Below are 12,386 nucleotides of genomic sequence, written 5' to 3' on the forward strand. Positions count from 1 at the left end.
TACATTAATAGACTATAACTGCTTGTTCGCCTGATTCTTTATAACTTTTGAAAAAAGTGGATTTATCTAAATTTTTAATTCCTTTTAATGGATCCATCACTTCTACTGTATCATTTCTAACTGCAACTAACACCATTGTATGTAAGTTTTGAAACATTTGGTGGTACTCTCCCGATCCTGTAATACGCCAACCACCTTTTATCCTTGGTTTTGAAAGATCTAATGTTACCCAAGTAATAACTGGAATCCCTTGTCTCACATACTCTGTTATTTCTTCAATTGTGCTCCCACTAATATTCTTTGCTTGTATATCTAGCTTTTCCTCACTTATAAAGCTATTAGCAGCTTTTACTATTGGCTCAGCAAAAACATAGGTACCTGTTAATTCAGTTGGGTTACCTCCATATTCTATATTTGGATCAGGTCCATAATTTTGATTTCCTCGATATTCAAACGGCTTTTTAGGTAAATATTTTTGAGTCATTTCTAATTTATCTGTTTTAGCTCCATAGTAGTTTAGGACTGCAGTAAGTGCAGTTATCTCACATCCATTTGGTAATTCCGGTTCCTGTAAATGCACTGGAATGGCTAATCCCTGATTATGATCAGCAGCATAGGTCTGTACTAGTAAATTGGGGTTAGAAGGCTTAAAGTTAAATTCCTTTTCTGTTATAAAACTTTTCGTTTGGAAGTTTTCATATTTACCCACTTGTACCTTATAAGTTTTATTTACTTGCAAGTTATAAAAAGTAGCTTTACCATCCGTATCGCTCATTGTTTCATCAATAATTCGTTCATCATCATTAAGTAACACCACGTACAATTCACTCAATGGTGCACCACTTGAATATTCAACTGTCAGTACAGTAAGTTTATTAGTATCCTCTACACCTAATCCTTTTTCAAATGAACATGCACCTAAAAGGAGAATTAGTATCACAATTACACAAAAAAGTACGTATTTTTTTATTTTATATACTCCTCCTTTTAATTCACAATTAAAATTTAACAAATAAATATGAAAAAGTTATGGATTAACATTATATTTTTGCGGCTAAAACAAAAAAGATGTCCATGTCAAAGTGACGATTGGACATCGCATTATTACAATTACTTTGCAGCTAATTCACTTTCAGTTACCCATTTATGATTCGTTACTTTTTCACCCGTAGTCGAAGTGTAATCTACCATATAAACTGTAGTTTCCTCTGCAGTATCAATTGTTGCCGTTGCACCTTCCATACCTTCCATGTGCTCTGCACTAATTTTTGCTTCTGCACCTGGCTCTAAAGGTTGGTCACTAGCACCTTCTAACTCTTCGTGAATCACCCATTTATGGTTTGTTACAGGGTCTCCCCCGTTCGTAGGAGTGTACGATACTGTATAAACTGTTGTATCATAAGCACCTACAATTGTAGCTTCAACACCATTCATTCCTGCCATATGGTTAGCCTGAATGATTGCTGTGTCTCCCACTGAAAATTTAGGATTTTGAGCTTCATGCAAGCCTTCTGGAACTTCACCTGAACCGGAGTGGTTCATGTTAGAATGATCCATAACTTCCATATTTTCAGTATCATCCATGTTTCCCATGTCATGTCCTGCCATATCATTTGTTTGTTCTTCTGATACATTCGTTTCATTTTGTTTTGCTTCTTCATTATTATCCCCTGAACAGGCAGAAAGAGTTAGAGCCGCTGTAACTGAAATAATCCCGATCATTAGTTTATTCATCATTTTAATCCCCCCATAACTTCCTTTAATTTGAATTAATTGATATTGCAACCGTTAAATTATAAATAATAATTATGCAAAATTTATGCAGAAAACATTTTTATTACTAAATAGAATTTATTAAATTTCGTTAAATATACATTTTTCAATTCCATAAAAAATGACCTAGCAAAGTAGGTCATTTTAATACTATTTTTCCAATTTGACTCTCTGTAATCGTAATGCGTTTAAAACTACTGATACCGAGCTGAATGCCATTGCAGCCCCTGCTACCCACGGAGCAAGGAAACCTGCTGCTGCAATTGGAATACCTAAAGTATTATAGGCGAATGCCCAGAAGAGATTTTGTTTAATATTTCTCATTGTTTTATGGCTCATGATGATTGCATCCGCAATACTATTTAAATCACCACGAATTAATGTGATATCGGCTGCTTCCATTGCTACATCTGTACCAGTACCAATAGCCATTCCGATATCTGCTACTGCAAGTGCAGGGGCATCATTAATACCATCCCCAACCATTGCCACCTTTTTGCCAGCAGCTTGTAATTTTTTTACTTCTTCTGCTTTACCTTCAGGAAGTACTTCCGCAATAACGGCGTCAACGCCTACTTCTTTACCAATTGCTTGTGCAGTACGCTTGTTATCGCCTGTCATCATAATGACTTTAATGCCCATGTCTTGTAGACGACGTACAGCATCTTTGGATGTTTCTTTAACTGTATCTGCCACGGCTACTAGACCTGCATATTGTCCATTAATTGCAGCTAACATAGCTGTTTTTCCATCACTTTCTAGTTTCTCCATCGTTGGAAGGACTGATTGGATATCGATACTGTATTGTTGCATCAATTTACGTGTACCAATAACAACACTTTGACCGGAAACCGTTGCCTGCACACCATAACCTGGAATTGCCTCAAAGAATTGGACATTCCCAAGTTCGATTCCTTTATCTAGAATACCTTGAACGATTGCTTCTGCTAATGGGTGTTCTGATTGTTTTTCAGCAGCTCCAATCAATGATAGGAATCCCTCTTCATCTTGATCATTTGCTACATAAACATCCGTTAATACAGGTTTACCATGTGTTACAGTACCTGTCTTATCAACAACAACTGTATTGATATGGTGTGTTTGTTCAAGGTGTTCACCACCTTTAAACAGAATACCAAATTCAGCAGCACGACCAGAACCAGCCATAATTGAGGTTGGTGTTGCAAGTCCGAGTGCACAAGGACATGCAATAACAAGTACTGCAATTAAAGCTTCTAAAGCGGGAACGAATTCCCCAGGTGTTACAAGTGCAAACCAAATAATAAACGTAATAATCGCTATTACAATAACAATTGGAACAAAGATACCGGAAATTCGATCTGCTTGTCGTTGTATTGGAGCTTTCGATCCTTGTGCATCTTCTACCACTTTAATAATTTGAGATAATGCGGTATCACGACCAATTTTCGTTGCTTTCATTTTTATAAAACCATTTTTGTTAATTGTAGAACCGAATAAGGAGTCTCCAATCTTTTTATCAACGGGGATACTTTCCCCTGTTAACATAGATTCATCAACAGCTGTATCGCCTTCGATTACCTCACCATCAACAGGAATTTTTTCTCCTGGTTTCACTAAAATTAAATCCCCAATGACTACTTCTTCTAATGAGATTACTTTTTCAACACCATCTCGAACAACTAATGCCGTTTTCGCTTGTAATCCCATTAGTTTTTTAATAGCTTCTGAAGAACGTCCTTTTGCTCTTGCTTCAAATAACTTTCCTAAAATAATTAAAGTAATAAGCACGGAGCTCGTTTCAAAATATAATTGTGCATTATGATGTGCACCAATCGTTATGATGGCTTGGTAAACACTATAAAAATAAGCAGCGGATGTTCCAAGTACAACTAGCACATCCATATTGGCACTCTTATTTCGTAAAGCTTTATAAGCACTAACATAAAACTGCCATCCAATAATAAATTGCACGGGTGTTGCTAATGCCATTTGAACCCAAGGATTCATCAAAAAGTCTGGCATGTAGATAAAGGAGGTAAACGAAAAGTGACCAATCATTGTCCATAGAAGTGGTAACGATAGAATTGCAGCGATAATGAATTTTCTTTTTTGTTTTTGGATTGCTTGTTCACGATAATCTACAGAATCTTTTTCGTTTTCCTTGAGATGTGCTCCATATCCTAGTTTCTCTACACGACCTATAATATCCAAAACTGAAACTTGAGAAGGATTAAATTCTACAGTTGCATTTTCTAGTGCTAGGTTTACATTAGCTATCGATACGCCTTCGATTTTATTTAATCCCTTTTCAATTCTTGTTGCGCAAGCAGCACAGGTCATTCCAGTTATAGTGAATTCCTTTTTTTCTTTTGCTACACCATACCCAAGATCCTGAATTTTCTTTTCAAAATCCTGTTCCCCTACTTTTTTAGGATCAAATTTAATAATCGACTTTTCAAGAGCTAAATTAACATTTGCTTCTTCTACTCCATCTATTTTGTTTAACCCTTTTTCTATCCTTGTGGCACAGGCTGCACAAGTCATCCCTGTGATTTGAAGACTAATTTCTTTATTTTCAGTACTCATATTGCTATCACCTCGATATACCATACCTTAATAGGGTATATTTTTTTGTAAGAAAGGGAGTGCTGTTCATAGCACTCCTTCCCTTCTTATTCAACATCGTATCCTTGATCGTCAATTGCTTCTTTAATTTTATCTAAAGTTACTGTTTCATTATTGAAGGCTACGTTTACTTGACCAGCTTCTAAGTTTACTTTTACTTGGTCTACACCTTCTAAAGCACCTACAGCACCTTCAACCGATTTTACACAATGACCGCAGGACATACCTTTTACATTTAATGTTACGTTTTCCATAGTTAATCTCTCCTTTACTTTTTCATTAATTTTTGAATTGTCACAAGTACTTCATCAAGAACTTCTAAATCGCCTTCTTGAATACGATCAACTACACACTCTTTCATATGAGCTTCAAGGAGGATTCTGGCAACACTATTTAATGCTGCTTGGGTTGCAGAAATTTGAGTAATCACATCATCACAATAAGTATCTCTTTCAATTAAACCTTTAATTCCTCGAACTTGACCTTCAATTCGATTTAACCGAGAAACTAGGTTTTTTTTAGATTTCTCAGAATGATGACTTTTTCGCTCACCAGAGCAACATGTTTCGTCTGTGTAGCTATTTTCTTTTAATTCAGGTTCCATACCAATCACTCCTTACACTTAATATAGCATACCCCAGTACCCTATTCAACCTATTAAATTTTATTTTTGATTATCTATCCAAATTTAAGTTAAAAACTTTGCTAACATGAACATCGTAGCCATTGTTAATCCAATTAACAATGAGAAAAAAATTATTGCCTTTAGGTTTTCACTTTTATCTATCCTTCTGTATTCTTTATAAGTTATTTCTCCTTTTGCAAACTTTAAACCATTATCATCTGGATTTACTAGATATAATTTTCCATTTATATCTTCTAAAACTGCTTTCGTTATTAATGCTTTACCATCCCAGTAATTTTGAATATTTTGTAGTTCAATAATACGACCTTCTGAAGCCTCTAACCTAACCAATTTATATACAGATTGTTTTCTTATTTCTTCACATATTTTATAAGCCTGTAGTTCAATAAAATTACTAGAAATACACATTTTTCTCAACTCTCTTTATATTTAATTAGAAAAACATTAACATTATATTTTATTCTTCCTCCTTTAAAATTCCTCCATTAATACATGTAAACAAGGAAATTATACATAAATAAAAAAATCGCCCCAAAAAACATCGGGCAATTTTTATTATACTTACTTATTATTAATCTTCAAAAGTTGAGCGTTAATTGCACATATAATTGTACTCAATGACATTACTGCCGCTCCAATTGCGGGTGTTATGACAATACCAGCCCCATAGAGAACACCTGCTGCAAGTGGAATTGCAAGGATATTATAGCCTGCAGCCCAGCCTAAGTTTTGAACCATTTTTCGGTGACTGGCTTTGGAAAGTTTTAATGTACTTAAGATATCAACTGGATTACTATTAACCAAGACAACATCTGCAGTTTCAATTGCAACGTCTGTCCCAGCACCAATGGCAATACCTAAGTCTGCTTCAGCTAACGCTGGTGCATCATTCACACCATCCCCAACCATTGCTACTTTCTTTCCACCTTCTTTTAAAGCTCTTACATTATTTGATTTTTCATGTGGTAGTACCTCGGCAATCACTTGTGTCATTCCAAGCTTTTTACCAACATAATTTGCTACTCGCTTGTTATCACCTGTCATCATGACAGTTTCAATTCCTAAATTATTTAATTCTTTTATAACTTTATAAGAAGACTCCCGAATAATATCAGCTAATGCAATCATTCCTTGTAATAAATTATCTTTTAATACAAAGATAACCGTTTTACCTTCTTGCGCGAGTTTTTCATACGTTTTTTCATCAAATGAAATATTATTTTCTCGTAACACACCTGGACTAACGATTGCAATTTCAGAACCGCTTACTTTTGCTACAAGTCCTTTACCAGTTAAATTTTGATAGTCTGTAACTTCATAAATATCTAAATTTCGTTTCTTGCCTTCTTTAACAATTCCCTTAGCTATTGGGTGTTCTGACTGTGTTTCCACAGAATATGCAAGTTTTAATAATTCTTCCTCACTAACACCATCATTCGGATGAATATCTGTTACACCGAAATTTCCTTCTGTTAAAGTACCAGTTTTATCAAAAACTATTCGATTAATTCGAAAAGCACTTTCAAATGAAGTACGGTTACGTATTAATAAGCCATTTTTTGCTGCAATCGAAGTCGATCTGGATGTAACAAGTGGCGTAGCTAAACCTAGTGCATGTGGACAAGCAATAATTAATACAGTAACCATTCTCTCTAATGCAAAGTCAAAATCACCTGTAACCCACCAATACGCTAGTGTAATAATACCTGCAACTATAGCAACATAAAATAACCATTTCGCAGCGGTATCTGCAAATCCTTGAGCTTTTGATTTCGTTTTTTCTGCATCACTGACTAATTGGATAACTTGAGCAAGATAAGTATCGCTACCCGTTTTACTAACTTTTATTTTAAGGATACCTTCCCCATTAATGGCCCCACCAATTGCATTCATTCCCGTTATTTTTTCTACAGGAACGGATTCTCCCGTTAACATCGATTCGTCTACTGTAGAATGTCCTTCAAAAATAATTCCATCTAAGGGGATTTTTTCACCTGGCTTTACTAAAATATGATCACCCGGTTTTAAATCTTCAACTGAAACATCTAGAATATTTCCAGATGCATCGATTTTATGAGCTTCTTTTGGCATTAATTTAATTAACTCTTCTAATGCTTTTGAAGCGCCCATGATAGACTTCATTTCAATCCAGTGACCTAAAAGCATAATAACGATTAAAGTAGCTAATTCGAAATAGAAGTCACTTCCTTCAATAAAGAAGGCTGTCAATGTACTATAAACATAAGCAGTAACAATTGCTAACGTAATTAATAACATCATACCCGGTGCTTTTTCTTTTATTTCACTCCATGCACCAAGTAGGAACGTTTTTCCCCCATAGAAGAAAACAATTGTAGATAATAAGAATAATAGGAATGTATCACCTGGAAAATCCACATGATACCCAAATAACATTTGAATCATCATCGATAAATATGATATTGGAATTGTTAGAACTAACGATACCCAAAACCGCTTTTTGAAATCACCAATCGAGTGACCATGATGTTTATCGTGCCCTCCTTCATGGTGATCATGATGGTTATGGCTACGATGCTCAGATTCATTATGCGAATGATGATTATGTTCAGGTTGAATGTGATTTCTATGCTCTTTCTCATGATGATTGTGCCTTGCATTTACATTTTGACCATGATGTTCATGTTCCCCATGTTTATGCTGAGAATGATGTTCGGAATGCTTTTGATTATGGTTATTACCATATTTTCCTTTTGATTCCATCGCCCTTACTCCTTTTCAATTAATAATTTGAAAGTTTAACAGTTAAATTTTGCTTTACACTACTTAGTATTTACAACACTGCAACATACCATATATAGGTATATGAATTTAAGTTTGTTAACCTACAATAAATTCCTCTAGTAGTAATACTTACCAAAGTATAGTGTACCTGAAAAATATGCAAAATTTATCGAGATTTAAATCCATTTTACATACATGATACAATCTCATAAAAAAGGAATGGGGGTTACCCATTCTTACCTAACAATTATACTTCCAACCATACCCAATTCCTTATGTCCTGGAACTGTACAAACAAATTCAAATGAACCAGTGGTTGTTGGTGTAAACTTTATACTTTGTGTTTCCTTAGATTTTGCGTGTAAATGAATCATATTTTCTTTCGAACTATGTTCATGCTCTGATTGAGTGCCCTCATTAAGATTAGGTATTATTACTTCAATATCATGTTCCATATTATCCTGATTGTTTAATGTTAGATTTACTTGTTGATCCTTTTTTAAAACAATTTCCTTTGGTGTATATTTCATATTAATAGTCTGAATTGTAATATCTTTCGAATCTATAGCCTGCTTGTCCTCTGCTATGGGATGTGAATGGTTGTTATGTATTGATGGCTCTTTGATTTTGACCTGTTTCTCTGCAAATGTTACTCCCCCCAAAAAATAAGATGCAATAAATAATCCTAATAATAAAGGCTTTAAAGTTGCCCATTTGCTTTGTAAGTTCTCTTTCCCATTTTTTCTAGGAAGAATAGCAAATAAAAAGATTGTTGAAATTGATAAGAACAAGAAAATTCTTACTAAGGTAATTGATTGATTTTCATTTATCATTTCTCCTAACATCGCACCCATCATACCACTCATTAATCCAGTCATTACACCCTCTAATGCAGATAACACACCAAAGTTACTACCAATTAATACCCCTGCAACAGAACCTATTATGCAAGCTAATATTGTTGAAAAAAATAAGTCACCTTGCAATGAAGCACCGAAGAGTATCCCTACTGTTAAACCAGTGTTCATACTAAAAAACATTGTTATCATCATACATTGCATCGAATTAATTTGATTTTTTGCATTTCTAGATATTAGCAATACCAAAATTGTTAGTACTATCAGTGAGGCTAAAATGAATATTTGATAAAATCCCATCAATCCAACCTTTCTAACTTTTTGTAATTTCATACCCTTATATGGTATGTATGAGCTTTTGATTTAATTAAAGATTCTTATTATTACAACAAGAAACTAAACAACTACAAGATTTATAGCGAAATTAAAGGAACTTAAACTATATATTGTCTTATTCTGCATAATTTTGTTACAAAAACGAAAAATTAAATACTACTTCTCTATGCTAATCTTACTTTATTCATATAAAGCAATAGTTTATGAAAGGAGTAAGATAATAGATGAAGAAAAGATGGTTACTACCAGTATTTGCATCCTTTATGCTTTTCACGGGTGTAGGTGCAAATAATGCAGAAGCAGCAACAGTAGCTGACTTAACAAATACAGCTAAAGATTATATCGGCGCCCCCTATAAATTTGGAGGAACAAATATTAGTACGGGTGTTGATTGTTCAGCATATACACAATTCGTATTTTCAAAATTAGATATCTCTTTGGATCGAACTTCAAGAGCACAATATCAACAAGGAACTTCTGTTTCAAAAAATGAATTAGAGGCGGGTGACTTGGTATTCTTTAATACTTCAGGTTCAGGTATTTCTCATGTTGGAATATACATAGGAAGTGGTAATTTTATATCAGCAACTCCAAGCTCTGGAGTAAGAATAGATAAAATCAATGATCCATATTATTGGGGCTCACGTTATGTTGGTGCTAAACGTGTAGCTCAATTTACAACAGATACTAAGGAAGATGTTAAGGTGGTAGCTAAAGAAGATGTTAGAGGAGAAGTTAAAAGTTCCGCAATTGACTTTTCTTACTATGCTTCTCGCGGAGAAGTAGCACTTAAACTTGCAGAAGCATTAGGATTGGATACTTCAGATACGAACTCACCATTTGGAGATGTAAAACCAACTTCTCAATATGCAGGTGCAGCTACCGCATTGGAAAAGCTTGATATATTTAATGGAGATGGAAACGGTAAATTTAATCCAAGTTCACCAATTACACGTGGACAGCTTTCAAAAGTATTAGTTGAAGCTTTCGATCTAAAACAACAAGGGAATGCAGAAGTTTTCTCTGATGTTTCAACATCTCATTGGGCTAAGGATTATATTTCAATTTTATCTTCAAATAAGATTACTAATGGTAAAGGAGACGGAACATTTGGTGTAAACGACAAGGTAACATTAAAACATTTAAATGTCTTCTTAGATCGTTTAACTAAATAAAACATAAAATAGGACATCTCAACTAGGTTAATGATGTCCTATTTTTTACTTCCCCTCAAAAAGTTAATACAAGTGGTACACTAACATTAATTGGTTCATAATCATTTTCATATCTAGACTTTTAATTCAAACAAAAAATCCCTCTAAAGATGAGGGATTTTAAATTATGCCATACTTCTACAAGCTTCTGCACACTCACGGCAGATTTTTGCGCATTCTTGGCAATGAGCATCTTGAAATTTTTCACAATGAGAAGCACATGATTCACAAATTTCTGCACATAGTTTACAGAATTGCTTAGACATAGCGCTATTTCGTGACATTAAAGCTACTGCTTGAAAACAAATTTCTGCACAATCATTCAGCATTTGAATACAATGGATTCTAGCTTGTACATCCGGCTCTTGTAAGCAAGCTGTAGTACATTCTTCGCAAGCTCTTGCACACTTAATACATAACTCAATGCAGTGGTCCATATTAGATGGCGACATTGATAAAATACCCATAACAAGAACTCCTCCTTTCAATTATGGAATCAGGTTCATTATTTACTTTTCTACTATGGGTTATTCACAATTTAGGTTAAAAAATACTGAGATATTAGATATATGCAGATCGATAATCCCTATTTTTTATCCGAGTCTTTTATATTATCGCATTCTTCTTTTTTCATAATATAAATCAATCTGGGTTGCCAAACGATTCGCCAATTTAATATCTGAAGTTTCTAACTCGTTCACAGTCACAGTAATGCTAGAATCTTCGGAAAATATTTATTAGTAGTTATTTGCACATGCTGACATATTTTCTTTAGTAGTCTGTGGATGACAGTAGGCTTCTGGTTCTGGCCCCTTTTCAAGTGCCATCCATTTATTTCTTTGAAATCTAACTACTAAGACAATAGATCTAAAAACTATGTCAATACCTATGGCAATCCAAACACCTGCTAGCCCCCATTCTAGTGTGATAGCAAGTACATAAACCAGAACTGTACGGATTGCCCACATACCGATAGCTGTTAGGTACATAGGGAATTTCGTATTATTTGCTCCTTGAAATGCTCCTGTAAGAATTAAAAGAATCGCTAGGAAGGGTTGGAATACTCCTGAAATTTTTAATGCAGTACCAATATCTTTGATAACAGCATCATCCTGAGTAAAGAAACTTCCTGCCCAATCTCCCAGAAAGAAAAGCATTACACCAAGTAAAGTCATTAAGCCCAAGCCAAGAAAAGTAGATAGCTTTGCATAGCGTTTTGCCTCATCATATCTACCAGCACCAATCTGTTGTCCTACAAGAATAGTTGCAGCTGTGGCAAAACCGTATCCAGTCATATAGGAAAAGACCTCCACATTACTTGCAATTTGGTGTGCAGCGAAAGCATTGGTTCCTAGAGCGACAATAAACCCAAAGTAAACAATTTGTCCTGCTCGCATTAGGAGCCTTTCACCAGCTGCTGGTGCTCCGAGTGTAGTTAATTCTAATAAGTGGACCTTATCCGGTTTCCAATAATCTCTTCTAAAAGCAAGAACCTTTGATTTATTTATAAAATAAAGAAGTAACAAACTTCCAATCAACCTTGAAATTACGGTTGCTAATCCAACACCAATAATACCCATTTCAGGAATAAACAATAATCCAAAAATTAGTACATAATCTAGAATGGCATTTAGGATATTAATGATGATGCTGACATACATTGGAGACTTTGTATCCCCAGCTCCTCTTAAAATTGCGCTTAAAACGAACATCAGTGACATAAAAATCGAGGGGATACCAACGATTCTAAAATATAATGCTCCTAGTTCCAAAACGTCACTTTTAATTCCCATCAATTTGAGTAAAGGCTCTGCAAAGATAAGTGTTAGAACACCTGTAAAGAGCCCAAAGAGAATAGCTATTACAATAGATTGCTGAGATATATGCCGAGCTTTTTCCGGAAGATTGGCCCCAAGGAAATTAGCAATCCTTACATTTGAGGCTACCCCTATAGCCATGAACAAAGCAAAATAAATTGCTAAAATTGCATTCGTTACTCCAACTGCTGAAACAGCAGACAAGCTTATTTTCGAAACAAAATAAGTATCTACAAAACCCAGTACAGTCTGAAAGAAATTTTCTATAACTGCTGGTATAGCAAGAATTATAATAAGCTTTAATCTGGCTTTGTTAGTATTTGGTGCTATACCATTGTTAGCCTCTTGATGTTCCTTCACATATTACCTCTCC

General features: G+C 34.6%; 11 protein-coding genes. 1 reads left to right on the forward strand and 10 read right to left on the reverse strand.

All coding sequences use genetic code 11. From position 1 onward, the window contains the following. Window positions 1–4: 4 nt before the first annotated feature. From CRO00_RS16115 to CRO00_RS16150, 8 genes are all read right to left on the reverse strand, one after another. Window positions 5–940, reverse strand: coding sequence for a C39 family peptidase (locus CRO00_RS16115; RefSeq protein WP_097074695.1), 936 nt, complete (start codon window positions 938–940; stop codon window positions 5–7). Between the two features lie 170 nt (window positions 941–1,110). After that, a complete protein-coding gene (locus CRO00_RS16120) occupies window positions 1,111–1,737 on the reverse strand; it encodes a DUF1541 domain-containing protein (RefSeq protein ID WP_097074696.1) in 627 nt (208 codons plus the stop codon). Window positions 1,738–1,923: 186 nt separating this feature from the next. Then, complete coding sequence (locus tag CRO00_RS16125) at window positions 1,924–4,341, reverse strand: heavy metal translocating P-type ATPase (protein WP_097074697.1); 2,418 nt, start codon at window positions 4,339–4,341, stop codon at window positions 1,924–1,926. An 86-nt stretch (window positions 4,342–4,427) separates the two neighbouring features. Further along, a complete protein-coding gene (gene copZ, locus CRO00_RS16130; RefSeq protein ID WP_097074698.1) occupies window positions 4,428–4,634 on the reverse strand; it encodes a copper chaperone CopZ in 207 nt (68 codons plus the stop codon). A 14-nt stretch (window positions 4,635–4,648) separates the two neighbouring features. Then, complete coding sequence (locus CRO00_RS16135) at window positions 4,649–4,984, reverse strand: metal-sensitive transcriptional regulator (RefSeq protein WP_097074699.1); 336 nt, start codon at window positions 4,982–4,984, stop codon at window positions 4,649–4,651. 84 nt (window positions 4,985–5,068) lie between these two features. After that, a complete protein-coding gene (locus tag CRO00_RS16140; RefSeq protein WP_097074700.1) occupies window positions 5,069–5,434 on the reverse strand; it encodes a hypothetical protein in 366 nt (121 codons plus the stop codon). A gap of 153 nt (window positions 5,435–5,587) precedes the next feature. Then, window positions 5,588–7,768, reverse strand: coding sequence for a copper-translocating P-type ATPase (locus CRO00_RS16145; RefSeq protein WP_097074701.1), 2,181 nt, complete (start codon window positions 7,766–7,768; stop codon window positions 5,588–5,590). A 257-nt stretch (window positions 7,769–8,025) separates the two neighbouring features. Further along, window positions 8,026–8,979: a plastocyanin/azurin family copper-binding protein gene (locus tag CRO00_RS16150; protein WP_097074702.1), complete on the reverse strand. Its 954-nt coding sequence runs from the start codon at window positions 8,977–8,979 to the stop codon at window positions 8,026–8,028. 227 nt (window positions 8,980–9,206) lie between these two features. Here CRO00_RS16150 and CRO00_RS16155 point away from each other — a divergent pair, with 227 nt between their 5' ends. Beyond that, window positions 9,207–10,157, forward strand: a complete 951-nt coding sequence (locus CRO00_RS16155; protein ID WP_097074703.1) for a C40 family peptidase — start codon at window positions 9,207–9,209, stop codon at window positions 10,155–10,157. A gap of 164 nt (window positions 10,158–10,321) precedes the next feature. Here CRO00_RS16155 and CRO00_RS16160 read toward each other — a convergent pair whose 3' ends face one another. Together CRO00_RS16160 and CRO00_RS16165 are read right to left on the reverse strand one after the other, a co-directional pair. Next, window positions 10,322–10,663: a four-helix bundle copper-binding protein gene (locus CRO00_RS16160; RefSeq protein WP_097074704.1), complete on the reverse strand. Its 342-nt coding sequence runs from the start codon at window positions 10,661–10,663 to the stop codon at window positions 10,322–10,324. Between the two features lie 270 nt (window positions 10,664–10,933). Further along, window positions 10,934–12,373: an MATE family efflux transporter gene (locus CRO00_RS16165; protein ID WP_097074705.1), complete on the reverse strand. Its 1,440-nt coding sequence runs from the start codon at window positions 12,371–12,373 to the stop codon at window positions 10,934–10,936. Between the last annotated feature and the right edge of the window lie 13 nt (window positions 12,374–12,386).

This window comes from Ureibacillus xyleni, from assembly GCF_900217795.1.
Classification (GTDB): Bacteria; Bacillota; Bacilli; order Bacillales_A; family Planococcaceae; genus Ureibacillus; species Ureibacillus xyleni.